The organism is Rhizobium sp. BK049 (assembly GCF_014193135.1).
Lineage (GTDB): Bacteria > Pseudomonadota > Alphaproteobacteria > Rhizobiales > Rhizobiaceae > Rhizobium.
The window spans coordinates 30,033-55,438 of the sequence record NZ_JACHYV010000004.1 but is presented as its reverse complement, the minus strand read 5'-3'; the positions used below and the strand labels follow the sequence as shown (position 1 = coordinate 55,438).

Sequence of the window (25,406 nt, the reverse complement as noted above, 5' to 3'; positions counted from 1 at the left end):
GCAGCCGAGGCGGATGACAACGGCATGACAAGAATTTGCTTCTTGCGGACAAAAGGTTAAGTTTCGCCTGTGAATGACGAAAGAGCCCTGGGAGGAGCGACTTCATGAGACGGATGTGGCCCGAAGAGTTCAATGCAATCATTGCCCATGCCGAAGAAGTGATGCTGGAATCATCCGCAGAAGCAGGCGCCGGCGAGCCGCTGCACCGGAAAGCGCTGAAGGCGCGCATCGCCATGGAAGATTACGAGCGAATCTGGCCGCTCGCCGAGATGCGCTTCCGCTTGGGCGAGGGGCCGTTCGCCGGCAAGGCCATCACGCTCATCACCACCAACCCTCATTATCATCCCTGGCATCCAAAGGATGGTGGCAGCGTCGAATCCGTCTCGGACAGCGGCCGCCACTACAAGACGGATTATCTCGTCGTCCATTTCCTACTCGATGACGTACGGGAAACCTCGCCCGCCTGACGGGCTATCCCGGTGTCGCCAAACGGCGACGCCGGGATGGTGACGCCGAGTTGATCTTCACCCTGATGACAATGACGGCGATATTGCTAAGCTCCCGGAACGATCCGTGCCAATTGGAGGTTCCCATGACGGGCAATGTGCTGGATATTCCGGTCAAGACGGTGGATGGTCGACAGACCACGCTGAATGAATACAAGGGCAGGGTGCTTCTGATTGTCAACGTCGCCTCGAAATGCGGGCTCACGCCGCAATATGAGGGGCTCGAAAGACTCTATGGCGAAAAGCGCGAGCGCGGCTTCGTCATCGCCGCTTTCCCCGCCAACGACTTCAAGGGCCAGGAACCAGGCACGGACGCCGAGATCCTCGATTTCTGCACCACCACCTACGACGTCATCTTCCCGATCTTTTCTAAGATCTCGGTCAAGGGCGAGGCCCAGCACCCGCTCTACCGGCAGCTGACCAAATCAGGCGTGAAGACGACGGGCGAGGGTCCGATGCGCGAACGCCTGAATGTCCACGGGATATCAGGCGGCGACGAGGACGACATTCTCTGGAATTTCGAAAAATTCCTGATCGGCCGCGACGGCAAAGTCGCCGCCCGCTTCGCGCCTGATGTGACGGCAGATGATTCGCGGCTGGTTTCGGCGGTGGATCAGGAGTTGGCGAAGGGATGATTTGCCGGCAGCCGAGCAGGATCTTCAGATCCCGAGGACGGTCACAAGCGGAGGCGTAAAGTCCTTGAAGCCCAGTATCGGCTGGTCGCACCTTCTGTCAAACTTCGTCTTCGGTACGTGGCGCTGGCATTTCGGATTCGTCTTGAAGGCGTTTCCGGGCAGCCTGACATAGACGGAGCTTGGCGTGCAAAGGGCAATCGCAATGCACAGCGTCAATGCGGAGCATAGAGTTCTCATGGCACCCCCCGGCGCGGTAAGCCTTCAAGCGCGGAGACTTCCGGGCGACGAATAGTCTCATTTTTGCCCGCCCTCATCCATTCGCCCAATAGGAGGTGCGCGGAGGCTGGAGTAGTCCGTTTTGGTGGAACCTGGCTTCCCAGACGGCGCCGCATTTGACCTGCCGGACAGCTATGCTGTGCCGGAATGTCTTGCCGAATGTCGGTTCGCGTTCATGTAAGACAGCTTCTGCAGAGGCAGATAGCTGCATTGAGCCAATCCGCGGCAGATCACTGCGGCTCGACATTACTCTTCGAAACTCAAGAGGAAAAATGGTGGGCGATGAGAGACTCGAACTCCCGACATCCTCGGTGTAAACGAGGCGCTCTACCAACTGAGCTAATCGCCCATCGCTGGCGAAGCCGATTGGCCTGCTGCGTTGGTGGCCGTGATCTATGCGGATCGCGGCAAAACCGCAAGAGTGTTTGTGAAGAATTTTTGATTTTTTTGGCGGTGGTCTGCTCGTCTGCGCTGCCGAACGGGCTCGGTCGGCCTGTGGATAAAGGGGAGGGGGAGCCGCGGGCTTATGCATTTTGCCTGCGCTGTCGGCTCCGATCGTGCCTCGCTACGGCTGCGGAGGTTGGAATTGCCGGCTTTCCGTTCTTCCTGCAGCGGCTTTGCCGAAACAATTCAACGACTGTCATGGTTTTGTCTCCAAACCTGCTTGACACTAAAAGGCGAACCCCGTAGTTAGCCGCTCATCGAAACGGCCAGCCGTTTTGGTGAGGGTGCGAAGGCATCCGGATTGCTTGAAATGAAGTGCGGGTGTAGCTCAGTCGGTTAGAGTGCCGGCCTGTCACGCCGGAGGTCGCGGGTTCGAGCCCCGTCACTCGCGCCATTTCAAAGCAGGCGTTCAATCGCCGCCGTCCGGCTCTTCCGTCCGTCATGCGCGGGTGTAGCTCAGTCGGTTAGAGTGCCGGCCTGTCACGCCGGAGGTCGCGGGTTCGAGCCCCGTCACTCGCGCCATTCTCTTCCGAAAGCCATGCAGTTTCCAGGGGTCAGGCATGCAGCTTGAATCGACATCTGCGGATTTGTCGCGACATCGTTGCATCTGCTTGATAATGTCCGCCCGCGACGCGTCGAATTGCCTCTGTAAAAGTCTTGCGCCGCGGCGTCGGCTGCGCTAACCACGGCTTGTTGCAACGCACGTTCGCTTGTCGGGCAATTGCCCAAATGCGCCGCCTGGCGCCTCCGGCAAGCAAGGATGAACATGATGACTGAACTGCTCAGTTCCTATATTCCGATCGCTATCTTCATCGCCATTGCGCTCGTTATCGGCCTGGCGCTGCTCATTGCGCCGTTCGCCGTGGCTTTCAAAGCGCCCGATTCGGAAAAGCTCTCGGCTTACGAATGCGGTTTCAACGCTTTCGACGACGCCCGCATGAAGTTCGACATCCGCTTCTACCTCGTGTCGATCCTCTTCATCATCTTCGACCTCGAGGTCGCCTTCCTCTTCCCCTGGGCCGTTTCCTTCGGCGCCATCGGCTGGTTCGGCTTCTGGTCCATGATGGTCTTCCTCCTCGTGCTGACCATCGGCTTTATCTATGAATGGAAGAAGGGAGCCCTGGAATGGGAGTGACCCCTGTGAGCAACCAGCCGCTCGTCGCGCCGCAGCCGAAGGGCATCATCGATCCGTCGACCGGCAAGCCGATCGGCAGCAACGACGCATTTTTCGGCGAGATCAACAACGAACTCGCCGACAAGGGTTTCCTCGTCACCTCGACGGACGAGTTGATCAACTGGGCCCGTACCGGCTCGCTGATGTGGATGACCTTTGGTCTTGCCTGTTGCGCTGTCGAAATGATGCAGCTCTCCATGCCGCGTTATGACGTCGAGCGCTTTGGTTTTGCGCCGCGCGCTTCGCCGCGCCAGTCCGACGTGATGATCGTCGCCGGCACGCTGACTAACAAGATGGCGCCGGCTCTGCGCAAAGTTTACGACCAGATGCCTGAGCCGCGCTATGTCATCTCGATGGGCTCCTGTGCTAATGGCGGCGGCTACTATCACTATTCCTATTCGGTTGTTCGCGGCTGCGATCGTGTCGTGCCGATCGATATTTACGTGCCGGGCTGTCCCCCCACGGCGGAGGCACTGCTTTACGGCGTGCTTCTGCTGCAGAAGAAGATCCGGCGCACCGGCACGATCGAACGCTAAGGGTTAAGGACAAGGCATATGAGTGAAGCCCTGACTGAGCTTGCCTCCTATCTTGGCGAAGCGCGCGGCAACCTGATCGTCGCCTCGCAGATGAAGTACGGCGAGCTGACGCTGACGGCGACGGGTGAAAACCTGATCCCGCTCCTGACCTTCCTGCGTGACGACGCCAAGTGCGGTTTCGTCAACCTGATCGACATTTGCGGCGTCGACTGGCCGCAGCGCGAACTGCGTTTCGACGTCGTCTATCATCTGCTGTCGCCGAAGAAGAACCTGCGCATCCGCGTCAAGGTCGCGACCGACGAGGATACGCCGGTTCCCTCTGCTTGCCCCATCTATCCCGGCGCCGACTGGTTCGAGCGTGAGACTTGGGACATGTACGGTGTGCTCTTCACCGGCCATCCGGACCTGCGCCGCATCCTGACCGACTACGGTTTCGAAGGTCATCCTTTGCGCAAGGACTTCCCGACCACTGGTTTCGTCGAAGTTCGTTATGACGACGCCGCGAAGCGCGTCGTTTACGAGCCGGTGGAACTCAAGCAGGAATTCCGCAACTTCGACTTCATGTCGCCATGGGAGGGCACGGAATATGTGCTTCCTGGCGACGAAAAAGCGAAACAATAATTCAAGGCGGCTGGCGGGCTCTGCGCCCGTCATTCACTGGTTATCTGAAAACGCGAGCTCATCGCCATGACAGAACATAACGTCCGCAACTTCAACATCAATTTCGGACCGCAGCATCCGGCGGCGCACGGCGTTCTTCGTCTTGTCCTGGAGCTTGACGGCGAAATTGTGGAGCGGGTTGATCCGCATATCGGCTTGCTTCATCGCGGCACCGAGAAGCTGATCGAGACCAAGACCTATCTTCAGGCGGTGCCCTATTTCGATCGCCTCGACTATGTCGCGCCAATGAACCAGGAGCATGCCTATGCGCTGGCCGTGGAAAAGCTGCTCGGTATCCAGATCCCGATCCGTGGTCAGCTGATCCGCGTTCTCTACTCGGAAATTGGCCGCATCCTCTCACATCTCTTGAACGTTACGACGCAGGCCATGGACGTCGGCGCGCTGACACCGCCGCTCTGGGGCTTCGAAGAGCGTGAAAAGCTGATGGTGTTCTATGAACGCGCCAGCGGCTCGCGCATGCATGCGGCTTATTTCCGTCCCGGCGGCGTCCACCAGGATCTGCCGGAAAAGCTCGTGCAGGACATCGGCGACTGGTGCGATCCGTTCCTGAAGGCGCTCGACGACATCGACGACCTTTTGACCGGCAACCGTATCTTCAAGCAGCGCAACGTCGACATCGGCGTCGTCTCTCTGGAAGATTGCTGGGCCTGGGGCTTCTCCGGCGTCATGGTGCGCGGTTCGGGCGCTGCCTGGGACCTGCGTCGCGCCCAGCCTTACGAATGTTATTCCGATCTCGAATTCGACATCCCGATCGGCAAGAACGGCGACAATTACGACCGCTACCTGATCCGCATGATCGAGATGCGCCAATCGGTCCGCATCATGAAGCAGTGCGTCAATCGCCTGCTCTCGGATGCGAAGACCGGTCCTTTCTCGTCGATCGACGGCAAGGTCGTGCCGCCGAAGCGTGGCGAGATGAAGCGCTCGATGGAGGCGCTGATCCACCATTTCAAGCTCTACACCGAAGGCTACCACGTGCCTGCCGGCGAGGTTTATGCCGCCGTCGAGGCGCCGAAGGGCGAGTTCGGGGTCTATCTCGTCTCCGACGGCTCGAACAAGCCGTATCGCTGCAAGATCCGCGCTCCGGGTTACGCCCATCTGCAGGCGATGGACTTCATGTGCCGCGGCCATCAGCTCGCCGACGTCGCTGCTGTCCTTGGCTCGCTCGATATCGTCTTCGGCGAGGTGGACCGCTGATGCAGCTTCTGCCACTGGCCGTCGCAATTCTTCTTGCGGCATCCGGGGTTTCGGCCCAGGAGGCCGACACCCTCGGCACGCCGCTGGGTCATAAGGAAGTGACGCCGCCGGGGCAGCAATCGTCCATGGGCGAGCTTTTGTCCAAGGGCTATCAGATCAAGGCCGCCATTCCGAATGGCAGCAAATTCGTCGTATTTATGCAGAAAGACCAGTCGGCCTATGCCTGCGAAATGCAGTCTTTGACCGCTTCGCGGTGTGGAACCCTAAACTGACAAGGCGTGAGGAAGAATGTCCGTTCGTCGATTAGCCGAAGATCAATTTCAGCCTGCCGCATTCGCCTTCAGCGATGAAAATGCGGTCTGGGCGGACAAGACGATCCAGAAATACCCCGCCGGCCGCCAGCAGTCGGCGGTTATTCCGCTGCTGATGCGGGCGCAGGAACAGGACGGCTGGGTCACGCGCGCGGCGATCGAAAAGATCGCCGACATGCTCGACATGGCCTATATCAGAGTGCTCGAGGTCGCGACCTTCTATACGCAGTTCCAGTTACATCCTGTCGGCACGCGCGCCCATGTCCAGGTCTGCGGCACGACGCCCTGCATGCTGCGCGGCTCGGAAGCGCTGATGTCGGTCTGCAAGAGCAAGATCCACGCGCACCCCTTCGAGCGCAATGCCGAAGGCACGCTCTCCTGGGAAGAAGTCGAATGTCTTGGCGCCTGCGTCAACGCCCCGATGGTGATGATCGGCAAGGACACTTACGAAGACCTGACGCCGGAGCGCCTCGAAGAGATCATCGACACCTTTGCCGCCGGCAATGGCGCGAGCATCAAGCCGGGCACCCAGATCGACCGGATATTCTCAGCACCTGAAGGCGGCCCGACCTCGCTGACGACGGAAGAGCCGAAGGCAAGGACACGCGCCAAGAAGGCCGATACCGAAACCGTGTCGGCGCCGGTCGACGGCGCGCCGGTCCCGCCCTCCGAGGCTGGCCGCCCAAAGAGCACCGATGCCGAGACCAATGCCGCCTTGAAGACGCCGGCGACGGCGCCGAAGGCAGCAGCGAAGAATGCCAAGGCAGCCGCGCAGCAGCCGGTTTCCGGCACGGCGCCTGTCGAGCCGGCGCTTGCTGCGGCCAAGGCCGAAACCGCTCCGGCGGCCAAGCCCAGCCTGGCCGACAAGAACCGTCCAGCCGGCATCGAAAAGCCCGCCGCACCGGATGACCTGAAGATGATCTCCGGCGTCGGTCCGAAGATCGAGGCGACATTGAATGAAATCGGCATCTTCACCTTCTCGCAGGTCGCAGGCTGGAAGAAGGCCGAGCGCGAATGGGTCGATGGCTACCTGAATTTCCGCGGCCGCATCGAGCGTGACGACTGGGTCAAGCAGGCCAAGGCGCTCGCCAAGGGCGGCGAAGCGGAATATATCAAGGTCTTCGGCAAGAAGCCGCGGTAAGAGGTGAAGCATGTTACAAGATAAAGACCGCATCTTTACCAACATCTACGGCCTCAAGGACAAGTCCCTGAAGGGCGCGATGAGCCGCGGCCATTGGGATGGCACCAAGCAGATCCTCGAAAAGGGCCGCGATTGGATCATCAACGAGATGAAGGCCTCTGGCCTTCGCGGCCGCGGCGGCGCCGGCTTCCCCACGGGTCTCAAATGGTCCTTCATGCCGAAGGAAAGCGACGGCCGCCCGCATTACCTGGTCGTCAATGCCGACGAATCGGAGCCCGGCACCTGCAAGGACCGCGACATCATGCGCCACGATCCGCACACGCTGATCGAAGGCTGCGTCGTCGCGAGCTTCGCCATGGGCGCCAATACCGCTTATATCTATGTGCGCGGCGAATATATCCGCGAGCGTGAAGCGCTGCAGGCTGCAATCGACGAATGTTATGATTACGGCCTGCTTGGCAAGAACAACAAGCTCGGCTGGGACATGGACATCTTTGTCCATCACGGCGCCGGCGCCTATATCTGCGGTGAGGAAACCGCGCTGCTCGAGAGCCTCGAGGGCAAGAAGGGCCAGCCGCGGCTCAAGCCGCCGTTCCCCGCCAATATGGGTCTCTACGGCTGCCCGACGACCGTCAACAACGTCGAATCGATCGCTGTCGCGCCGACGATCCTGCGCCGCGGCGCCGGCTGGTTCTCGTCTATCGGCCGTCCGAACAATGTCGGCACCAAGCTGTTCATGCTCTCCGGCCACGTCAATAAGCCGTGCACCGTCGAAGAGGAAATGGGCATCACATTCCGCGAACTAGTCGACCGCCACGCGGGCGGCATCCGCGGCGGCTGGGACAACCTGCTCGCCGTCATTCCGGGCGGCGCATCCTGCCCGATCGTTCCGGCCAAGGACATCATCGATTGCCCGATGGATTTCGACGGCCTGCGCGGTGTCGGCTCCTCCTTCGGCACGGCCGCCGCGATCGTCATGGACAAGTCCACCGACGTCATCAAGGCGATCGCCCGCATCTCCGCGTTCTTCAAGCATGAGAGCTGTGGCCAGTGCACGCCCTGCCGCGAAGGCACGGGCTGGATGTGGCGCGTGATGGAGCGCATGGCCAAGGGCAATGCCCAGAAGCGCGAAATCGACATGCTGTTCCAGGTGACGAAGCAAATCGAAGGCCACACCATCTGTGCGCTCGGCGACGCCGCCGCATGGCCGGTGCAGGGCCTGATCCGTAACTTCCGCCCCGAGATCGAAAAGCGCATCGACCAGTATACGGCAAGTGCGCTCGACCACGGGGCGGTTTTGGAGGCGGCTGAGTAATCATGACGGACAAGGCATCCAAGAGTGGGAAGAAGGGAGAGACCGCTGATTTCGCGGCCGGCTTCGGCCGTCTTGCCGCCGAGATGCTGGAAAACGCGCAGGCAATGCCTGTGCATCCGCTGATGGCGCACCCTGCCGCAGCCTTTGCCGCCGCAACGGCAATCGGTTTCGGCCTCTCGACGCAGATGGCGAGCGCCTTTTTCGGAGCCTTCCAGGGCGCTCTGGAAACGACGGGCAAACTCGCCGCAGCCCTTGATGACACGCCGCCCGACGAACCGGCGCCCGCAGTCGATATCCGACCGAAAAATATCCGCCCGGCCGTCAAGGCTTTCAGCAAGCCCGCGGCCGACAATCCTGCGGTCGAGCGGAAGGCTGGGCCGAGGCTGACAGTCGTCAAGCCGGCTGCCGAACTGGTGCCGGCGAGCCGGCCAAAGCCGGCTGTGAATGCAAAAGCCGCTCAGCGGACTGCAAAGGCCGACGATCTCAAGCTGATCGCCGGCATCGGCCCGAAGCTGGAGCAGGTGTTGAACACCAAAGGCATTCGCGGCTTCGCCGATATTGCCGCCTGGACCGACGAGGATATTGCCCGGCTCGACGCCGAGCTCGGCCTTAACGGCCGCATCGGGCGCGACGACTGGATTGGTCAGGCGAAGGTTCTGGTCGGGCGAGGCCGCAGAAGGAAATGAACTGTCCGGCCGTGCAAACCGGCCGGAGATAGGGCGGATCGGCGCAGGGGCGAGGCCTCACGCTGCAGCTGCCGGTGCGGGTTCCGCGTCTGGAACGCGCGACAGACAATTTGGGCGACATCGGCTGCCAGCAGGACGAAAGATCCGGCTCGGCAAAGAGAATGTTGCAAAACAGGTTTGTTTGCCGCCTTCAGGCAAACGGGAAACAGGACTGAGCGACGATGGCAAAACTGAAGATTGACGGCAACGAGATCGAAGTTCCGGATCATTTCACGCTATTGCAGGCGTGTGAGGATGCCGGCGCCGAAGTTCCGCGCTTCTGCTTCCACGAACGCCTGTCGGTTGCCGGCAACTGCCGCATGTGCCTTGTCGAGGTGAAGGGCGGCCCGCCGAAGCCGCAGGCTTCCTGCGCCATGAGCGTGCGCGACATCCGCGGCGGCCCGAATGGCGAACTGCCCGAGGTCTTCACCAACACGCCGATGGTCAAGAAGGCCCGCGAAGGCGTGATGGAATTCCTGCTGATCAACCATCCGCTCGATTGCCCGATCTGCGACCAGGGCGGCGAATGCGACCTGCAGGATCAGGCGATGGCCTTCGGCATCGATACCTCCCGCTACCAGGAAGACAAGCGCGCCGTTGAGGACAAGTATATCGGCCCGCTCGTCAAGACGGTGATGAACCGTTGTATCCATTGCACGCGCTGCGTCCGCTTCACCACCGAGGTTGCCGGCATTTCCGAACTCGGCCTGATCGGCCGCGGCGAGGATGCCGAGATCACCACCTATCTCGAACAGGCGATGACCTCAGAACTGCAGGGCAACGTCGTCGACCTATGCCCGGTCGGCGCGCTCACCTCCAAGCCCTTCGCCTTCACCGCGCGCCCCTGGGAATTGAACAAGACCGAGTCGATCGACGTCATGGATGCCGTCGGTTCGGCGATCCGCGTCGACACCCGTGGCCGTGAAGTTATGCGCATCCTGCCGCGTGTCAACGAGGCGATCAACGAAGAGTGGATTTCCGACAAGAGCCGCTTCATCTGGGATGGTTTGAAGACGCAGCGCCTCGACCGGCCTTACGTCCGCCGCGACGGCCGCCTGCAGCCGGCGAGCTGGGCCGAAGCCTTCGGCGCCATCAAGGCTGCTGTCAGCGCCACCTCGGGTGACAAGATCGGTGCGATCGCGGGCGACCTCGCTTCCGTCGAAGAAATGTATGCGCTCTCCGAACTGGTGAAGTCGCTGGGATCGGCCAATCTCGACTGTCGCCAGGATGGGACGGCACTCGATCCGTCGCTCGGCCGCGCCAGCTACCTTTTCAACCCGACAATTGCTGGCATCGACCAGGCCGACGCGCTGCTGATCATCGGCGCCAATCCACGTTTCGAGGCGGCTATCCTCAATGCCCGCATCCGCAAGCGCTGGCGCCGCGGCAAGTTCCCGATCGGCGTGATCGGCGAGCCCGGTGAACTGCGTTACAGCTATGACTATCTCGGCGGCGGACCCGACACACTGAAGGATCTGGTCGACGGCGGTCATGCCTTCGCGGACGTCCTGAAGAACGCCGCCAAGCCGATGATCATCATCGGCCAGGGCGCGCTGTCGCGCAGCGATGGCGCCGGCGTACTCGCAAGTGCCGCCAAGCTTGCCGGTTCGGTCGGTGCGGTCGTCGACGGCTGGAACGGCTTTGCCGTCCTCCACACTGCCGCTTCGCGCGTCGGAGGACTCGACCTCGGCTTCGTACCCGGTGCCAAGGGCGTCAGCGCCGCCGAGATGCTGACGGCAATGGACGTGCTCTTCCTGCTTGGCGCCGACGAACTCGACTTCACCGCCAAGAAGGCCAAGCTCACCGTCTATATCGGCTCGCACGGCGATAATGGCGCCCACCATGCCGACGTGATCCTGCCGGCCGCAGCCTATACCGAAAAGTCCGGCACCTGGGTCAATACCGAAGGCCGTGTCCAGATGGGCTACCGCGCAGGCTTTGCGCCGGGTGATGCCCGCGAGGACTGGGCGATCATTCGCGCCCTGTCGGACGTGCTCGGCAAGAAGCTTCCCTTCGATTCGCTGAGCGAGCTGCGCGGCCGGCTCTATGCCGCTTTCCCGCATTTCGCCGCCATCGACGAGATCGCCGAAACCGATAGCGCCCAAATTGCCGCAGTCGCGAAAAAAGCCGGCAAGATGAACAAGTCAGGGTTTGCGTCGCCGGTCAAAGACTTCTATTTGACGAACCCGATAGCGCGCGCCTCGGCTGTCATGGCCGAGTGCTCGGCATTGGCCCGCAACAATTTCAAAGTCGCGGCAGAGTAAGGGCAGGAACTCATGGATTCTTTCTTCTCAACCTATGTCTGGCCGGGGATCATCATGATCGGTCAGTCGCTGCTGCTTCTCGTCTGCCTGCTCGTCTTCATCGCTTACGTGCTGCTTGCCGACCGCAAGATCTGGGCGGCGGTGCAGCTGCGCCGCGGTCCGAACGTCGTCGGTCCCTTCGGCCTGTTCCAGTCCTTCGCCGACCTTCTGAAGTTCGTCTTCAAGGAGCCGATCATTCCGGCCGGCGCCAACAAGGCGGTGTTCCTGCTGGCCCCGCTGGTTACGGTGCTTCTGGCGCTGTCGACCTGGGCGGTGGTGCCGCTCGCCGACGGCTGGGTGATCGCCAACATCAATGTCGGCATCCTCTATATTTTCGCGATCTCCTCTCTCGAAGTCTACGGCATCATCATGGGCGGCTGGGCTTCGAATTCGAAATACCCGTTCCTCGGCGCGCTGCGCTCGGCCGCACAGATGGTGTCCTATGAAGTCTCGATCGGCTTCGTCATCGTCACCGTTCTGCTCTGCGTCGGCTCGCTCAACCTGACCGACATCGTCAATGCGCAGCACAATGGCCTCGGCACCATGCTCGGCCTGCCGGCCTCGTTCCTCGACTGGCACTGGCTGTCGCTGTTCCCGATGTTCATCGTCTTCTTTATCTCGGCGCTCGCCGAGACGAACCGCCCGCCTTTCGACCTTCCGGAAGCGGAGTCGGAACTTGTCGCCGGCTTCATGGTCGAATACGGCTCCTCGCCATACATGATGTTCATGCTAGGCGAATATGCCGCCGTCTGCCTGATGTGCTCGCTGACGACGATCCTCTTCCTCGGCGGCTGGCTGCCTCCGGTCGATACCTGGATCCTCAACTGGGTCCCTGGCATCATCTGGTTCATGCTGAAGGCATGCTTCGTGTTCTTCATGTTCGCGATGGTCAAAGCCTTCGTCCCGCGCTACCGCTACGACCAGCTCATGCGTCTCGGCTGGAAAGTCTTCCTGCCGCTGTCGCTCGCTATGGTGATTATCGTTGCATTCGTGCTGAAACTGATGGGATGGGCGTAATGATGCCTGCTCTCGTTTCCGGCAAAATTGGAGGTTGAAGATGGCAAGCTTGTCCAGCTCCATCAACTCGCTGTTCCTCAAGGAATTCTTCGGCGCGTTCTTTCTGTCGATGCGCTATTTCTTCCGCCAGAAGGCGACGATCAATTACCCCTTCGAAAAGGGCCCGGTCTCCCCGCGATTCCGCGGCGAGCACGCGCTGCGCCGTTATCCGAACGGCGAGGAACGCTGCATCGCCTGCAAGCTCTGCGAGGCGATCTGTCCTGCCCAGGCCATCACCATCGAGGCCGGTCCGCGCCGCAACGACGGCACACGCCGCACGGTGCGCTATGACATCGACATGGTGAAGTGCATCTATTGCGGCTTCTGCCAGGAAGCCTGCCCGGTCGATGCGATCGTCGAAGGTCCGAATTTCGAATTTGCGACGGAAACCCGCGAAGAGCTCTATTTCGACAAGGCGCGCCTTCTCGATAACGGAGACCGGTGGGAGCGTGAAATCGCCCGCAACATCGCGATCGACTCGCCGTATCGCTGATTGATATCTGAAATGCTGTGATGGAGGCGCTCGCTCCTGTCGCGGTCAATATGTACAGGAGCTTTGCCGGCGAGTGCCGCGAAGCTTCATCGGGCAGGGAAACTCCCGGCTGCCCGGGGGAAGATGAAAAAGGCACCAACATGGGTCTGCAGGCTCTATTTTTCTATCTTTTCGCCTTTGTCGCTGTGGCGTCGGCGTTCATGGTCATCTGGGCGAAGAACCCGGTTCACTCGGTTCTGTTCCTGATCCTGGTGTTCTTCAACGCGGCCGGCCTGTTCCTGCTGCTCGGCGCCGAGTTCCTGGCGATGATCCTGCTCGTCGTTTATGTCGGCGCCGTCGCCGTCCTCTTCCTCTTTGTGGTGATGATGCTCGACATTGACTTCACCGAATTGAGGGCAGGCGTGCTCGAATATGCGCCGATCGGCGGGTTGATTGGGATCATCCTGGCGGCCGAGTTGATCGTCGTGATCGGCGGCAGCGTCATCTCGCCTGATATCGCCAAGTCAGTCGCCATGCCGATCCCGGCGCTCAGCGAGCGTACGAATACGGCCGCTCTCGGCGACGTGCTTTACACCAACTACGTCTATTTCTTCCAGATTGCCGGCCTGGTGCTGCTGGTCGCCATGATCGGCGCGATCGTGCTGACGCTGAGGCATCGCACCAACATCAAGCGGCAGAATATCTCAAGGCAGGTTGCCCGCACGCCCGCCACCGCCGTCGAGGTGGTGTCGGTCAAGCCCGGGCAGGGCGCCTAAAGGCAGGTCAAGGAACAAAGAACATGGTCATCGGACTTTCCCATTACCTGACGGTCAGCGCCATCCTCTTCACGCTCGGCGTCTTCGGCATCTTCCTCAACCGGAAGAACGTCATCGTCATCCTTATGTCGGTCGAACTGATCCTGCTTGCAGTCAACATCAACATGGTCGCCTTCTCTCACTTCCTGAACGACATTGTCGGTCAGGTCTTCGCGCTGTTCATTCTGACGGTCGCGGCTGCCGAAGCGGCGATCGGTCTTGCAATTCTCGTTGTCTTCTACCGCAACCGCGGCTCGATCGCGGTCGAAGACGTCAATATGATGAAGGGCTGAGTGGCTCATGTTCCTCTATAAGGCTATTGTCTTTCTTCCCTTGATCGGCGCGATCGTCGCCGGCCTTTTCGGCCGCGCCATCGGCGCCAAGGCTTCAGAATATGTCACCAGCGGCCTGATGATCATCGCCGGCATCCTGTCCTGGATCGTCTTCTTTAACGTCGGCATGGGCCATCTTGAAGGCGGACCGATCAAGGTCGAGGTGCTGCGCTGGATCCAGTCCGGCGGCATCGACGTCTCCTGGTCGCTGCGCGTGGATACGCTCACCTCCGTCATGCTGATCGTGGTCAACACGGTCTCGACGCTGGTGCATATCTATTCGATCGGCTACATGCATACCGATCCGCATCGCCCGCGCTTCTTTGCCTATCTGTCGCTCTTCACCTTCGCCATGCTGATGCTGGTGACAGCCGACAATCTTGCCCAGATGTTCTTCGGCTGGGAAGGCGTCGGTCTCGCCTCCTATCTACTGATCGGCTTCTGGTTCAAGAAGCCTTCGGCGACGGCCGCGGCGATGAAGGCTTTCATCGTCAATCGCGTCGGCGACTTCGGTTTCGTGCTCGGCATTGCCGGCGTCTTCGTGCTGTTCGGCTCGATCAACCTCGATACGATCTTCGCTAATGCATCGAATTTCGCCCCGCATGAAGGCGGCGGCGAGGCGAGCGAAGTGATCCTCAACCTCTTCGGCATGCAGCTCGACAAGGCGCATGCGCTGACCGGCATCTGCCTGCTGCTATTCATGGGCGCGATGGGCAAGTCGGCGCAGTTCCTGCTGCACACCTGGCTTCCGGACGCGATGGAAGGCCCAACCCCGGTCTCGGCCCTCATCCATGCCGCCACCATGGTCACCGCCGGCGTCTTCCTCGTCGCCCGCATGTCGCCGCTCTTCGAATTGTCGCCCGACGCACTGACTGTGGTCACCGTCATCGGCGCGATCACCGCCTTCTTCGCGGCAACTGTCGGCCTGGTCCAGAACGACATCAAGCGCGTCATCGCCTATTCCACCTGCTCGCAGCTCGGCTACATGTTCGTGGCGCTCGGGGTAGGGGCCTATGGCGCGGCGATCTTCCATCTCTTTACGCACGCCTTCTTCAAGGCGCTGCTCTTCCTCTGCGCCGGCTCGGTCATCCACGCCGTCGATGGCGAGCAGGACATGCGCTACATGGGTGGCCTGCGGCCACACATCAAGGTAACGTTCTGGATGATGATCATCGGCACGCTGGCGATCACCGGCGTCGGCATTCCCTTCACGCCGATCGGCTTTGCCGGCTTCTTCTCCAAGGACGTGATCATCGAGGCGACCTATGCCTCCCATTCGCCGGTCGCGGGCTTTGCCTTCTCGTTGCTCGTCATTGCCGCTCTGTTCACCAGCTTCTACTCCTGGCGTCTGATCTTCATGACCTTCTTCGGCAAGCCGCGCGCTTCGCACGAGGTCATGCACCACGTCCACGAATCGCCGCAGGTCATGCTGGTACCGCTTTACCTCCTGGCGATCGGCGCGGTGCTGGCGGGCGTGATCTTCGAAGGCCGGTTCTACGGCGAGGAATATGCCGAGTTCTGGAAGGGCGCGCTGTTTACCGGCGCCGAGAACGAACTGGTCGAGGAGTTCCACCATGTGCCGGCGCTCGTGGGCCTGAGCCCGTTCATCGCCATGCTGATCGGCTTCGTCATAGCCTGGTACATGTATATCCGCTCGCCGCAGACGCCGCGCGTCCTCGCCAAGCAGCACCGGGTGCTCTACCACTTCCTGCTCAACAAGTGGTACTTCGACGAACTCTACGACTTCCTCTTCGTCCGCACGGCAAGGGCGCTTGGCCGCTTCCTGTGGAAGAAGGGTGACGTCGGCGTCATCGATACCTATGGCCCGAACGGCGTGGCAGCCCGCGTTGTCGCCGTCACCGACCGCGTCGTCCGCCTGCAGACCGGTTACCTCTATCACTATGCATTCGCCATGCTGCTCGGCATTGCGGCGCTCGTTACCTGGATGATGCTCGGGAGTTCCTTCTGATGACCGATTGGCCTATTCTTTCAACGGTCACCTTCCTGCCGCTCGTCGGTGTGGTGCTCCTGCTCTTGATGAATGGCGACAGCGAAAGCGGCCGGAAGAACGTGCTGTGGATCTCGCTGATCACCACCGTCTTCACTTTCGTCGTCTCGCTCTTCATCTGGATCGGCTTCGACAATGCCAATCCCGGCTTCCAGATGCTCGAAAAGCATGATTGGCTCGGCACCGGCATCGGCTACCACGTCGGCGTCGACGGCATTTCCATGCTGTTCGTCATTCTGTCGACCTTCCTCATGCCCTTCTGCGTGCTCGCGAGCTGGCTCTCGATCGAGAAGCGCCTGAAGGAATACATGATCGCCTTCCTCATCCTCGAAACGATGATGGTCGGCGTCTTCGTCTCGCTCGATATCGTGCTCTTCTACGTCTTCTTCGAAGCGGGCCTCATCCCGATGTTCCTGATCATCGGCGTCTGGGGCGGCAAGGACCGTGTCTATGCGAGCTACAAGTTCTTCCTCTATACGCTGCTCGGCTCGGTGCTGATGCTGCTCGCCATCATGGCGATGTACTGGCAGGCCGGCACGACCGACATCACCGCGCTGCTTGCCTACAAGTTCCCGCCGGCGCTGCAGACATGGCTCTGGCTTGCCTTCTTCGCCTCGTTCGCGGTGAAGATGCCGATGTGGCCGGTCCATACGTGGCTTCCGGACGCCCACGTTCAGGCGCCGACGGCAGGTTCGGTGATCCTGGCCGGTGTGCTCTTGAAGCTCGGCGGCTACGGTCTCATCCGCTTCTCGCTCGGCATGTTCCCGGTCGCCTCCGACTATTTCGCGCCGCTCGTCTTCGCCATGTCGGTCATCGCCATCATCTACACCTCGCTGGTGGCAATGATGCAGGATGATATCAAGAAGCTGATCGCCTATTCCTCGGTGGCGCATATGGGCTACGTGACCATGGGCATCTTCGCCGCCAACATGCAGGGTGTTCAGGGGTCGATCTTCCAGATGCTCTCGCACGGCATCGTCTCCGGCGCGCTCTTCCTCTGCGTCGGCGTCGTCTACGACCGTACCCACACCCGCGAGATCAACGCCTATGGCGGCCTCGTCAACAACATGCCGAAATATGCCGTGGCGATGATGGTCTTCACCATGGCCAATGTCGGGCTTCCCGGCACGTCTGGCTTCATCGGCGAATTCCTGACGCTGATCGGCGTCTTCCGGGTCAACACCTGGGTCGCGCTCTTTGCCGCCACTGGCGTCATTCTCTCGGCCGCTTATGCGCTCTGGCTCTATCGCCGGGTGATCTTCGGCGCCCTGGAGAAGGAAAAGCTGAAGGCGCTGCTCGATCTTTCGAGACGCGAACAGCTGATTCTTTATCCGCTGGTCGCGCTGACCATTTTCTTCGGCGTTTATCCGGCTCCAGTCTTCGATGCGACGGCCGCCTCGGTGGATCTGCTGGTCAACAACTACACGGCCGCCGTGCACGCAGCGCAGAATGTTGCGCTGTCTATGAAATGATGACGGGACTTATCGGACATGACCGCTGAAACAATTCTCCTCAGTCTGCATCTTTCCGCGCCGGAGCTCATCCTCGCGGTCGGCGCCCTGGTCCTGTTGATGGTCGGCGTCTTCTCAGGCGAGCGGTCGGGCCTTGCCGTCACCGGCCTTGCCATCGTCCTGCTGCTCGCATCCGGTCTGTGGCTGCTCTTTGTGCCGGCGGAAGGCCTCGCCTTCGGCGGCGTCTATATGGCTGACGGCTTCTCGCGCTTCATGAAGCTGGTGGCGCTCATCGGTTCGCTGGTCGCCCTGTTCATGACCATGGGGCATGCCCGCGAAAATCAGCTCGACAAGTTCGAGTTCCCGGTTCTGCTGGTGCTTGCGACCCTCGGCATCCTGCTGATGATCTCGGCCAACGACCTGATCTCGCTCTATCTCGCGCTGGAACTGCAGTCGCTGGCGCTTTACGTCGTCGCCGCGATCAACCGCGACAGCCTGAAGTCGACCGAAGCCGGCCTCAAATATTTCGTCCTCGGCGCGCTGTCCTCCGGCATGCTGCTCTACGGCATGTCGCTGGTCTACGGCTTCACCGGCCATACCCATTTCGCCGAGATCGCCCAGGCGCTTTCGGTTGAAGGCGCGCGTTCGCTCGGCCTCATCTTCGGCCTGGTCTTCATCCTCGCCGGCATCGCCTTTAAGATCTCGGCCGTTCCCTTCCACATGTGGACGCCGGACGTTTATGAAGGCGCGCCGACGCCGGTTACCGCCTTCCTCGCCGCAGCCCCCAAGGTTGCCGCTATGGCGATGATGACACGCATGGTCATCACCGCCTTTCAGCCGGTCCTGGCCGACTGGCAGCAGGTCGTCGTCTTCATCTCCATCGCTTCGATGCTGCTCGGCTCCTTTGCCGCGATCGGCCAAAAGAACATCAAGCGGCTGATGGCCTATTCTTCGATCGGCCACATGGGCTATGCGCTGGTCGGCCTTGCCGCCGGCAACCAGACCGGCGTTTCCGGCGTCATGCTTTACATGGTCATTTACATGATCATGACGCTCGGCACCTTCGCGATCATCATGTCGATGCGCCGCAAGGACGGCACCGTCGTCGAAAACGTCAACGATCTCGCCGGCCTTTCCACAACCAGCCCGTTCATGGCTGTGGTGCTGACGGCGCTGATGTTCTCGCTCGCCGGCATTCCGCCGCTCGCCGGATTCTTCGCTAAATACTTCGTCTTCGTTGCTGCGATCGAAGCCAAGCTTTATGCGCTTGCCATCATCGGCGTTCTCGCCTCGGTCGTCGGCGCCTATTATTATCTGCGCGTCATCAAGCTGATGTGGTTCGATGAAGCGACCGGGGAATTCGCCCGTGTCTCCAGCGCCCTGCGTCTGGTCTTCGGTCTCTCCGGTCTCTTCGTCACCGCCTATGTGCTCATCGGCGGCCCGATCGGTGGCGCGGCAGAGCTTGCCGCCGCGACGCTCTTTTGATGGCCTCCGACGGACGACGCCGGATATCGCTCGGCGATATCAGGCATGAGGCTCTGTCGGAAACATCGTCCACCAACAGCGAATGCCTCGCCCGAGCCCGGGCGGGGGATCCCGGCAATCTCTGGGTGACGGCCGAGAGGCAGACCGGCGGCCGCGGCCGTCGCGGCAGGCTCTGGGTTTCCGAACGCGGCAATCTCTACGCGTCTCTTCTGCTGATCGACCCGGCGCCGATGGAGCGCCTCGGCTCGCTGCCGCTGGCGGTTGCCGTTGCCGTTCACCAGGCCATCCGCAGGGTACTGCCCCCTGGCGGCGAACCGCTTGAGGTCAAATGGCCGAACGATATTCTCATCGGCAGAAAGAAAACCTGCGGCATCCTGGTCGAAGGCGAGGGGCTGCCGGATGGCCGTTATGCGCTGATCGTTGGCATCGGCATCAATGTCTCGGTCATGCCGGACAATCCGCTCTATCCCGTCACCTGCCTGCGCCAGCATGCGAGCGCGGCTGCGCCGGAGGAACTTTTCGCCCACCTTTTCGTGGCGATGGCGGATGTGCTCGAAATATGGGATCAGGGCCGCGGCATTGCCGAGATCACCGCGCGCTGGCGCGCCATTGCCTGTGGCATCGGGGAAAAGATCACGGTCAATTTACCGGACCGGTCGATTTCCGGACAATTCGCCGGGATTGATGATAATGGCTTGTTGATGCTCGATACCGGCGCTGGCACGATCATGTCTATTGCCGCCGGTGATGTGTTTTTTAGATAGCGGAAAAAACGAAAATTATGGCGAAACAGGACGAATTGGTATTCCTGCCTCTGGGCGGCGTCGGCGAGATCGGGATGAATCTTGCCCTTTACGGCTACGGCCCGCCCGAGCATCGCCAGTGGATCATGGTCGATTGCGGCGTTACTTTTCCCGGACCTGACTTGCCGGGTGTCGACCTCGTGCTGCCCGATATCCGCTTCCTTGCCAGCGAGCGAAAGAATCTCAAGGCAATCATCATCACCCATGCCCATGAAGACCATTACGGGGCACTCGCCGATCTCTGGCCGGGCCTCAATGTTCCGGTTTTCGCCTCGGCCTTTACATCGGGTCTGCTTGAAGCCAAACGCAACTTCGAGAAGGCAACGATCGGCGAAGTGCCGGTGACGCCGTTCAAGGCAGGCGACACGATCAATGTCGGCCCGTTCAGCATCGAAGGTGTGGCCGTCAACCATTCGATCCCGGAGCCGATGTCGCTGATGATCCGCACGCCGGCCGGCAACATCATCCATACGGGGGACTGGAAGATCGACCACGAGCCTTCGCTCGGGCCTCTGACCGATGAGACACGCTTCCGCCAGCTTGGCGACGAGGGTGTGCTGGCGCTGATGTGCGATTCCACCAACGCCCTGCGCGACGGCGTTTCACCCTCCGAGAAGGATGTGTCGGAAAGCCTGCGCAAGATCATCGAGGATGCCGAGGGCCGGGTGGCGATCACGACCTTCTCGTCCAATGTCGGGCGTATTCGCACCGTAGCCGAGGCTGCCGAGGCGGCCGGCCGCGAAGTGCTGCTGCTCGGCAGTTCGCTGAAGCGCGTCGTCGATGTCGCTAGTGACATCGGCCTGATGGAAGGGGTCAAACCTTTCATTTCCGAGGAGGAGTACGGCTATATCCCGCGCGACAAGGTCGTCGTCATCTTGACCGGTAGCCAGGGTGAGGCGCGGGCGGCCCTTGCCAAGCTCTCCCGTGACGAGATGCGCAATGTGGCCTTTGCGGCAGGTGATATCGTCGTCTTTTCTTCGCGTGCCATTCCCGGCAACGAGAAGGCGATTCAGGACATCAAGAACGGCCTCGTCGAGCAGGGCGTGCATATCATCACCGATACCGAGGCGCTCGTCCACGTCTCCGGCCATCCGCGCCGCAACGAGTTACAGCGGATGTATGAGTGGACCCGGCCGAAAATCGTCGTGCCGGTGCATGGCGAGGCGACGCATCTGACGGCGCATAAGGAACTGGCCGAGCAGTCCGGCATCGCGATCGTGCCGCGGGTGCGCAATGGCGATATCCTGCGGCTGGCGCCAGGCCCGGTCGAGGTGATCGCGGAAGCGCCGCATGGCCGGATCTACAAGGATGGCCTGCTGATCGGCGATTTCGACGAAATGGGTATCGGCGAGCGCAAGAAACTCTCCTATGTCGGCCATGTCGCGGTCAGCATCGTGCTCGACGGGCGTTATGACATCCTCGGCGATCCCGACCTCGTCTCGATCGGCCTGCCGGTTTATGATGACGAAGGCGAGGAGATGGAGGATACGCTCTACGATGCGGCGATCAGCGCCATCGAAAGCATTCCGCGTGCCCGCCGCAAGGATATCGACATGCTGCAGGAGGCCGTGCGCCGTGCCATCCGCGCAGCCGCAAATCACGCCTGGGGCAAAAAGCCCGTTGTCACCGCCTTCGTCACCAAGGTCTGACCATGCTCGGCCGAGTGAATCATATCGCCATCGCCGTTCCCGACCTCGCAGCGGCGACGGCCGCTTATCGCGACATGCTGGGGGCCGCGGTATCTGAGCCGCAGCCTCTGCCGGAACACGGGGTCACCGTCGTCTTCGTCGAGTTGCCGAACACCAAGGTGGAATTGCTGCAGCCGCTCGGGCAGGACTCGCCGATCGCAACCTTCCTCGAAAAGAACCCGTCCGGCGGCATGCATCATATCTGTTACGAGGTGGACGATATCATCCTCGCCCGTGACCGGCTGGTGGCCGCCGGCGCGCGGGTGCTTGGCAACGGCCAGCCGAAGACCGGCGCGCATGGCAAGCCGGTGCTCTTTCTGCATCCCAAGGATTTCTTCGGCACGCTGATCGAACTCGAACAGGCCTAAATCAAATACAATCGGACACGGTTTCGCTGCGGCAGAATGACCCAAAGAAGGCGAAATGTTTCCTTCGCTTTGAGTTGCACGCTATTCCGCCGTATAAGTGCGCCAGTTCCAAGCGGCACTGCGCTTCACGCGTTCTGTCGGCAAGAAACCACCGGGAAAGATAATGCTCCAGACCTTCCTTCAGGGATTCGCCGTCTACTTCATCATCTGGTGGATGACGCTGTTCGCCGTTCTGCCGATCGGGCTGCGCACCCAGGCGGAAGACGACGATATCGTGCTCGGCACCGTGCCAAGCGCGCCCACCCGCTTTCGCGCCGCCTTCGTCTTTTCGCTGACGACGCTGATCTCGGCGCTGATCTATGGCATTTGGTATGTCTGCGACACCTATTTCGGCTGGGGCTTCGACGCCCTTCCACAACTCGGGCCTAGCTTCTATTGAGATAGCTTTTGCTCAAAGTTTGAGCATATGCAAATCTTATCATGGAAATCGAGCTCGCATATTGGCGTCATGCTGGCGCGTCAGAGAGCTCGCCTAACGGAATGAGAGGCTTCCCTTACGGGAGCCGTCTGGAGCTTGAATGGGAGGAGAGGGCGAAAAGCCAAAAAAAAACAAGGCCAGAAGCCTTGTTTTAAGTATCGCGTGATCTGTAACCGTTGCCGGGGCTGCGACGAGCGCGCCTAAGATCTGATCCTCCCAAGACTTGACCGCGAGTACAGCAAGAATTTAGCTTCCTGCCTGTTTTGTGAGCTAAAGCTAGCTCAAAGATTGGGCTTTGTCATTAGCTTTTTTTGCATTTTTGCTACACCCTAGCAAAATTTTTCTGTTGACAAGATTTTCGTTCAAGTCCTTATAAACACGCGCTTTTTTACGCCCTTTCATTTTGCGGGTGCGAACATGCGTGTCCGGGAGGCGGCCGACAGCGGTTGCGGGTTTCCTTCCCGCCGCGAAGCGGCTATGAACGCTCCCACATTCACAAGTATCTTCGATTCCGCTCGCCAGTGGGATCTCAACTGCTCCGGAATCGCCATGCGTCTGTCTCGCTACTTCTTGCCCATCCTTAAGGAAAACCCCAAGGAGGCGGAAATCGTCTCCCATCGGTTGATGCTGCGCGCCGGCATGATCCGCCAGCAGTCTCAGGGCATCTATTCCTGGTTGCCGCTCGGCAAGCGTGTGCTCGACAAAGTCAACGCCATTATCCGCGAGGAGCAGAACCGCGCCGGCGCCATTGAGCTTTCGATGCCGACCCTGCAATCGGCCGAGCTCTGGCAGGAAAGCGGCCGTTATGATGCCTATGGCAAGGAGATGCTGCGCATCAAGGATCGCCAGGACCGGCCGATGCTCTACGGCCCCACCAACGAGGAGATGGTGACGGATATTTTCCGCTCCTCCGTCAAATCCTACAAGGACCTGCCGCTCAATCTCTATCACATCCAGCTGAAGTTCCGTGACGAGATCCGGCCTCGCTTCGGCACCATGCGCTCGCGCGAATTTATGATGAAAGACGCTTATTCCTTCGATCTGACGCGCGAAGGGGCGGAGCATTCTTATAATAAGATGTTCGCCGCCTATCTCAGAACATTCGATCGGCTTGGCCTTCGCGCGATCCCTATGCGCGCGGATACCGGCCCGATCGGCGGCAATCTCAGCCATGAATTCATCATCCTCGCCGATACCGGCGAATCCGAAGTCTTCTGCCATAAGGACTTCGTCGGTTTCGATATTCCCGGCGAAAACACTGATTTCGACAGCGTCGAAGGCCTGAAGGCGATCTTCGACAAGTGGACCTCGCTCTACGCGGCCACCTCGGAAATGCACGACGAGGCTGCCTTCAACGCCGTTCCCGAAGCCGAGCGCCTTTCCGCCCGCGGCATCGAGGTTGGCCATATCTTCTACTTCGGCACGAAATATTCCGAGCCGATGGGCGCGAAAGTCCAGGGGCCCGACGGCAAGGAACACTTCGTCCACATGGGTTCCTACGGTATCGGTCCGACACGCCTTGTTCCCGCCATCATCGAAGCATCGCATGATGACAACGGAATCATCTGGCCGGCATCGGTCGCACCCTTCGATGTCGTCGTCATCAACATGAAGGCGGGCGATGAGGCCTGCGACGATACTTGTGAGCTGATCTACGCCGCGCTGAAAAAGGCCGGCAAGGATGTGCTCTATGACGACACCGACGACCGGGCCGGCACGAAGTTCGCGACCGCCGACCTGATCGGCGTACCTGTCCAGATCATCGCCGGCCCGCGTGCGGTCGCGAACGGCGAGGTCGAAGTGAAGGACCGCAAGACCGGCGCCCGTGAAACGATGACCATCGAAGCGGCGATCAACAGGTTCGTGGCTTAAGGAAACGGAGGCGAAATGGCAGAGGCAGCAGTGGACCGGAGTTCAAAATCCGGCTTGGGTCCGGCTGGCAAGCCATTTTCCACCTTTGAGCGCCTCGTGGCGTGGCGCTATCTGCGCGCCCGCCGCAAGGAGGCCTTCATTTCGGTGATCGCCGGCTTCTCCTTCGTCGGCATCATGCTCGGCGTTGCGACGCTGATCATCGTCATGGCCGTCATGAACGGCTTTCGCACCGAACTCGTCTCGCGCATCCTCGGCATCAACGGTCATATGATCGTGCAGCCGGTCGATGGCCCCTTTACCGATTACCCCGACCTGACCGCCAAACTCGCGGCGGTGCCGGGCGTCAAGATGGCGCTGCCCCTGGTCGAAGGGCAGGTGCTTGCTTCCGCTCAGGCTGGCGGCAGCACCGGCGCTTTGGTGCGCGGCGCCCGCGCCGAAGACCTGACGAAACTCAAGACAATCTCCGACAACATCAAATCCGGCGACATGGTGGGCTATGCCTCTGGCGAGGGCGTGCTGATCGGCACCCGCATGGCCGATCAGCTGGGTCTGCGCGTTGGCGACCTCATTACCCTGACCTCGCCGGAAGGCGACATCACGCCGATGGGCGTCAATCCGCGCGTCAAATCCTATAAGATTTCCGGCCTGTTCGAGATCGGCATGTCGGAATACGATTCCTCGATCATCTTCATGCCGCTGGAGGAAGCGCAGCTCTACTTCAATGCCGCCGGGCTTGTGCAGTCGATCGAGCTCTTCGTCGATCATCCCGACGATATCGACGACACCCTGAGATCCAAGGTCGAGGAGGCGGCCGGCCGCCAGATCAACCTTACCGACTGGCGTCAGCGCAACCAGACCTTCTTCTCCGCACTCCAGGTCGAGCGCAACGTCATGTTCATGATCCTGACGCTGATCGTGCTCGTGGCGGCGCTCAACATCATCTCCGGCCTCATCATGCTGGTGAAGGACAAGGGCAGCGATATCGCCATCCTGCGCACCATGGGCGCCAGCGCCGGCGCCATCATGCGCATCTTCTTCATGACAGGGGCGGCGATCGGCATCGTCGGTACCCTTGCCGGTGTGCTGCTCGGCGTTCTCGTCTGCGTCAATATCGAATCCATCCGCCAGTTCTTCTCCTGGATCTCCGGCACGGTGATCTTCAATCCGCAGGTCTATTTCCTCAGCCAGCTGCCGGCCGAGATGGATATCAGCGAAACGATCTCGGTGGTCGTCATGGCGCTCAGCCTCTCCTTCATCGCCACCATCTTCCCGGCATGGCGCGCCTCCAGGCTCGATCCGGTGCAGGCCCTGCGCTACGAATAAGGAATGCCGCA

At 60.6% G+C, this 25,406-nt stretch carries 25 protein-coding genes and 3 tRNA genes; 26 read left to right on the top strand and 2 right to left on the bottom strand.

Annotated elements, in window-relative coordinates; all coding sequences use genetic code 11:
• Window positions 1-104 precede the first annotated feature (104 nt).
• Together FHT70_RS05475 and FHT70_RS05470 are read left to right on the top strand one after the other, a co-directional pair.
• Complete coding sequence (locus FHT70_RS05475; protein WP_085777770.1) at window positions 105-467, top strand: hypothetical protein; 363 nt, start codon at window positions 105-107, stop codon at window positions 465-467.
• A 125-nt stretch (window positions 468-592) separates the two neighbouring features.
• A complete protein-coding gene (locus tag FHT70_RS05470; RefSeq protein WP_183699452.1) occupies window positions 593-1,141 on the top strand; it encodes a glutathione peroxidase in 549 nt (182 codons plus the stop codon).
• 24 nt (window positions 1,142-1,165) lie between these two features.
• Here the strand turns inward: FHT70_RS05470 and FHT70_RS30675 are convergent, their stop codons facing one another.
• Together FHT70_RS30675 and FHT70_RS05465 are read right to left on the bottom strand one after the other, a co-directional pair.
• Window positions 1,166-1,378 carry a hypothetical protein gene (locus FHT70_RS30675; RefSeq protein ID WP_348649515.1) on the bottom strand — a complete coding sequence of 71 codons (213 nt, stop codon included), beginning with the start codon at window positions 1,376-1,378 and terminating at the stop codon, window positions 1,166-1,168.
• A gap of 312 nt (window positions 1,379-1,690) precedes the next feature.
• Window positions 1,691-1,766 (bottom strand) — tRNA-Val (locus tag FHT70_RS05465).
• A gap of 412 nt (window positions 1,767-2,178) precedes the next feature.
• Between FHT70_RS05465 and FHT70_RS05460 the strand changes: the two genes are divergently transcribed.
• From FHT70_RS05460 to FHT70_RS05345, 24 genes are all read left to right on the top strand, one after another.
• Window positions 2,179-2,255, top strand: a tRNA-Asp gene (locus FHT70_RS05460).
• 51 nt (window positions 2,256-2,306) lie between these two features.
• Window positions 2,307-2,383 (top strand) — tRNA-Asp (locus tag FHT70_RS05455).
• A 247-nt stretch (window positions 2,384-2,630) separates the two neighbouring features.
• A complete protein-coding gene (locus tag FHT70_RS05450; protein WP_010055493.1) occupies window positions 2,631-2,996 on the top strand; it encodes an NADH-quinone oxidoreductase subunit A in 366 nt (121 codons plus the stop codon).
• Window positions 2,987-3,571, top strand: coding sequence for an NADH-quinone oxidoreductase subunit B (locus FHT70_RS05445; protein WP_064801815.1), 585 nt, complete (start codon window positions 2,987-2,989; stop codon window positions 3,569-3,571). The genes FHT70_RS05450 and FHT70_RS05445 overlap by 10 nt, the downstream gene beginning before the upstream one ends.
• 18 nt (window positions 3,572-3,589) lie before the next feature.
• Window positions 3,590-4,192, top strand: coding sequence for an NADH-quinone oxidoreductase subunit C (locus tag FHT70_RS05440; protein WP_097598372.1), 603 nt, complete (start codon window positions 3,590-3,592; stop codon window positions 4,190-4,192).
• A gap of 66 nt (window positions 4,193-4,258) precedes the next feature.
• Entirely contained in the window at window positions 4,259-5,449 is a 1,191-nt protein-coding gene (locus FHT70_RS05435) for an NADH-quinone oxidoreductase subunit D (protein ID WP_097598371.1), read from the top strand.
• Entirely contained in the window at window positions 5,449-5,721 is a 273-nt protein-coding gene (locus tag FHT70_RS05430; RefSeq protein WP_085777776.1) for a hypothetical protein, read from the top strand. Before FHT70_RS05435 ends, FHT70_RS05430 begins: the two co-directional genes overlap by 1 nt.
• 16 nt (window positions 5,722-5,737) lie before the next feature.
• Window positions 5,738-6,901: an NADH-quinone oxidoreductase subunit E gene (locus tag FHT70_RS05425; RefSeq protein ID WP_183699450.1), complete on the top strand. Its 1,164-nt coding sequence runs from the start codon at window positions 5,738-5,740 to the stop codon at window positions 6,899-6,901.
• 10 nt (window positions 6,902-6,911) lie between these two features.
• Complete coding sequence (gene nuoF, locus FHT70_RS05420; protein ID WP_064801825.1) at window positions 6,912-8,216, top strand: NADH-quinone oxidoreductase subunit NuoF; 1,305 nt, start codon at window positions 6,912-6,914, stop codon at window positions 8,214-8,216.
• Between the two features lie 2 nt (window positions 8,217-8,218).
• Window positions 8,219-8,902 (top strand): 5' DNA nuclease, encoded by a 684-nt coding sequence (locus FHT70_RS05415; protein ID WP_183699448.1) that lies wholly within the window; start codon window positions 8,219-8,221, stop codon window positions 8,900-8,902.
• Between the two features lie 221 nt (window positions 8,903-9,123).
• A complete protein-coding gene (gene nuoG, locus FHT70_RS05410; protein ID WP_183699446.1) occupies window positions 9,124-11,205 on the top strand; it encodes an NADH-quinone oxidoreductase subunit NuoG in 2,082 nt (693 codons plus the stop codon).
• A gap of 12 nt (window positions 11,206-11,217) precedes the next feature.
• Window positions 11,218-12,261 carry an NADH-quinone oxidoreductase subunit NuoH gene (nuoH, locus tag FHT70_RS05405; RefSeq protein ID WP_183699444.1) on the top strand — a complete coding sequence of 348 codons (1,044 nt, stop codon included), beginning with the start codon at window positions 11,218-11,220 and terminating at the stop codon, window positions 12,259-12,261.
• A gap of 40 nt (window positions 12,262-12,301) precedes the next feature.
• Window positions 12,302-12,793: an NADH-quinone oxidoreductase subunit NuoI gene (gene nuoI / locus FHT70_RS05400; protein WP_004680064.1), complete on the top strand. Its 492-nt coding sequence runs from the start codon at window positions 12,302-12,304 to the stop codon at window positions 12,791-12,793.
• Window positions 12,794-12,933: 140 nt separating this feature from the next.
• Window positions 12,934-13,548 carry an NADH-quinone oxidoreductase subunit J gene (locus FHT70_RS05395; protein WP_183699702.1) on the top strand — a complete coding sequence of 205 codons (615 nt, stop codon included), beginning with the start codon at window positions 12,934-12,936 and terminating at the stop codon, window positions 13,546-13,548.
• 23 nt (window positions 13,549-13,571) lie between these two features.
• Complete coding sequence (gene nuoK, locus FHT70_RS05390; RefSeq protein WP_010066755.1) at window positions 13,572-13,880, top strand: NADH-quinone oxidoreductase subunit NuoK; 309 nt, start codon at window positions 13,572-13,574, stop codon at window positions 13,878-13,880.
• A gap of 7 nt (window positions 13,881-13,887) precedes the next feature.
• Window positions 13,888-15,888: an NADH-quinone oxidoreductase subunit L gene (nuoL, locus tag FHT70_RS05385; protein WP_183699442.1), complete on the top strand. Its 2,001-nt coding sequence runs from the start codon at window positions 13,888-13,890 to the stop codon at window positions 15,886-15,888.
• Window positions 15,888-17,399 (top strand): NADH-quinone oxidoreductase subunit M, encoded by a 1,512-nt coding sequence (locus FHT70_RS05380; RefSeq protein WP_097598366.1) that lies wholly within the window; start codon window positions 15,888-15,890, stop codon window positions 17,397-17,399. The genes nuoL and FHT70_RS05380 overlap by 1 nt, the downstream gene beginning before the upstream one ends.
• A gap of 18 nt (window positions 17,400-17,417) precedes the next feature.
• Window positions 17,418-18,863, top strand: a complete 1,446-nt coding sequence (gene nuoN, locus FHT70_RS05375; RefSeq protein WP_183699440.1) for an NADH-quinone oxidoreductase subunit NuoN — start codon at window positions 17,418-17,420, stop codon at window positions 18,861-18,863.
• Window positions 18,863-19,627, top strand: a complete 765-nt coding sequence (locus FHT70_RS05370; RefSeq protein ID WP_183699438.1) for a biotin--[acetyl-CoA-carboxylase] ligase — start codon at window positions 18,863-18,865, stop codon at window positions 19,625-19,627. The genes nuoN and FHT70_RS05370 overlap by 1 nt, the downstream gene beginning before the upstream one ends.
• Before the next feature lie 17 nt (window positions 19,628-19,644).
• Window positions 19,645-21,315: a ribonuclease J gene (locus FHT70_RS05365; RefSeq protein WP_097598363.1), complete on the top strand. Its 1,671-nt coding sequence runs from the start codon at window positions 19,645-19,647 to the stop codon at window positions 21,313-21,315.
• Between the two features lie 2 nt (window positions 21,316-21,317).
• Complete coding sequence (gene mce, locus FHT70_RS05360; protein ID WP_097598362.1) at window positions 21,318-21,722, top strand: methylmalonyl-CoA epimerase; 405 nt, start codon at window positions 21,318-21,320, stop codon at window positions 21,720-21,722.
• Between the two features lie 163 nt (window positions 21,723-21,885).
• A complete protein-coding gene (locus tag FHT70_RS05355) occupies window positions 21,886-22,161 on the top strand; it encodes a DUF1467 family protein (protein ID WP_020921013.1) in 276 nt (91 codons plus the stop codon).
• Window positions 22,162-22,749: 588 nt separating this feature from the next.
• Entirely contained in the window at window positions 22,750-24,072 is a 1,323-nt protein-coding gene (proS, locus tag FHT70_RS05350) for a proline--tRNA ligase (RefSeq protein ID WP_097598361.1), read from the top strand.
• Between the two features lie 15 nt (window positions 24,073-24,087).
• Window positions 24,088-25,395 (top strand): lipoprotein-releasing ABC transporter permease subunit, encoded by a 1,308-nt coding sequence (locus tag FHT70_RS05345; protein ID WP_183699435.1) that lies wholly within the window; start codon window positions 24,088-24,090, stop codon window positions 25,393-25,395.
• Window positions 25,396-25,406: the final 11 nt, after the last annotated feature.

Excerpts from the sequence above, each read along its gene's own strand:
- FHT70_RS05450 (WP_010055493.1), top strand. The coding sequence starts at position 2,631 with ATGACTGAACTGCTCAGTTCCTATATTCCGATCGCTATCTTCATCGCC.
- FHT70_RS05430 (WP_085777776.1), top strand. The coding sequence starts at position 5,449 with ATGCAGCTTCTGCCACTGGCCGTCGCAATTCTTCTTGCGGCATCCGGG.
- mce (WP_097598362.1), top strand. The coding sequence starts at position 21,318 with ATGCTCGGCCGAGTGAATCATATCGCCATCGCCGTTCCCGACCTCGCA.
- FHT70_RS05415 (WP_183699448.1), top strand. The coding sequence starts at position 8,219 with ATGACGGACAAGGCATCCAAGAGTGGGAAGAAGGGAGAGACCGCTGAT.
- FHT70_RS05425 (WP_183699450.1), top strand. The coding sequence starts at position 5,738 with ATGTCCGTTCGTCGATTAGCCGAAGATCAATTTCAGCCTGCCGCATTC.
- FHT70_RS05435 (WP_097598371.1), top strand. The coding sequence starts at position 4,259 with ATGACAGAACATAACGTCCGCAACTTCAACATCAATTTCGGACCGCAG.
- FHT70_RS05370 (WP_183699438.1), top strand. The coding sequence starts at position 18,863 with ATGGCCTCCGACGGACGACGCCGGATATCGCTCGGCGATATCAGGCAT.
- FHT70_RS05345 (WP_183699435.1), top strand. The coding sequence starts at position 24,088 with ATGGCAGAGGCAGCAGTGGACCGGAGTTCAAAATCCGGCTTGGGTCCG.
- nuoH (WP_183699444.1), top strand. The coding sequence starts at position 11,218 with ATGGATTCTTTCTTCTCAACCTATGTCTGGCCGGGGATCATCATGATC.
- FHT70_RS30675 (WP_348649515.1), bottom strand. The coding sequence starts at position 1,378 with ATGAGAACTCTATGCTCCGCATTGACGCTGTGCATTGCGATTGCCCTT.
- FHT70_RS05445 (WP_064801815.1), top strand. The coding sequence starts at position 2,987 with ATGGGAGTGACCCCTGTGAGCAACCAGCCGCTCGTCGCGCCGCAGCCG.
- nuoF (WP_064801825.1), top strand. The coding sequence starts at position 6,912 with ATGTTACAAGATAAAGACCGCATCTTTACCAACATCTACGGCCTCAAG.
- FHT70_RS05440 (WP_097598372.1), top strand. The coding sequence starts at position 3,590 with ATGAGTGAAGCCCTGACTGAGCTTGCCTCCTATCTTGGCGAAGCGCGC.
- FHT70_RS05355 (WP_020921013.1), top strand. The coding sequence starts at position 21,886 with ATGCTCCAGACCTTCCTTCAGGGATTCGCCGTCTACTTCATCATCTGG.
- FHT70_RS05475 (WP_085777770.1), top strand. The coding sequence starts at position 105 with ATGAGACGGATGTGGCCCGAAGAGTTCAATGCAATCATTGCCCATGCC.
- FHT70_RS05380 (WP_097598366.1), top strand. The coding sequence starts at position 15,888 with ATGACCGATTGGCCTATTCTTTCAACGGTCACCTTCCTGCCGCTCGTC.
- nuoN (WP_183699440.1), top strand. The coding sequence starts at position 17,418 with ATGACCGCTGAAACAATTCTCCTCAGTCTGCATCTTTCCGCGCCGGAG.
- nuoI (WP_004680064.1), top strand. The coding sequence starts at position 12,302 with ATGGCAAGCTTGTCCAGCTCCATCAACTCGCTGTTCCTCAAGGAATTC.
- nuoG (WP_183699446.1), top strand. The coding sequence starts at position 9,124 with ATGGCAAAACTGAAGATTGACGGCAACGAGATCGAAGTTCCGGATCAT.
- nuoK (WP_010066755.1), top strand. The coding sequence starts at position 13,572 with ATGGTCATCGGACTTTCCCATTACCTGACGGTCAGCGCCATCCTCTTC.
- nuoL (WP_183699442.1), top strand. The coding sequence starts at position 13,888 with ATGTTCCTCTATAAGGCTATTGTCTTTCTTCCCTTGATCGGCGCGATC.
- FHT70_RS05365 (WP_097598363.1), top strand. The coding sequence starts at position 19,645 with ATGGCGAAACAGGACGAATTGGTATTCCTGCCTCTGGGCGGCGTCGGC.
- FHT70_RS05395 (WP_183699702.1), top strand. The coding sequence starts at position 12,934 with ATGGGTCTGCAGGCTCTATTTTTCTATCTTTTCGCCTTTGTCGCTGTG.
- FHT70_RS05470 (WP_183699452.1), top strand. The coding sequence starts at position 593 with ATGACGGGCAATGTGCTGGATATTCCGGTCAAGACGGTGGATGGTCGA.
- proS (WP_097598361.1), top strand. The coding sequence starts at position 22,750 with ATGCGTCTGTCTCGCTACTTCTTGCCCATCCTTAAGGAAAACCCCAAG.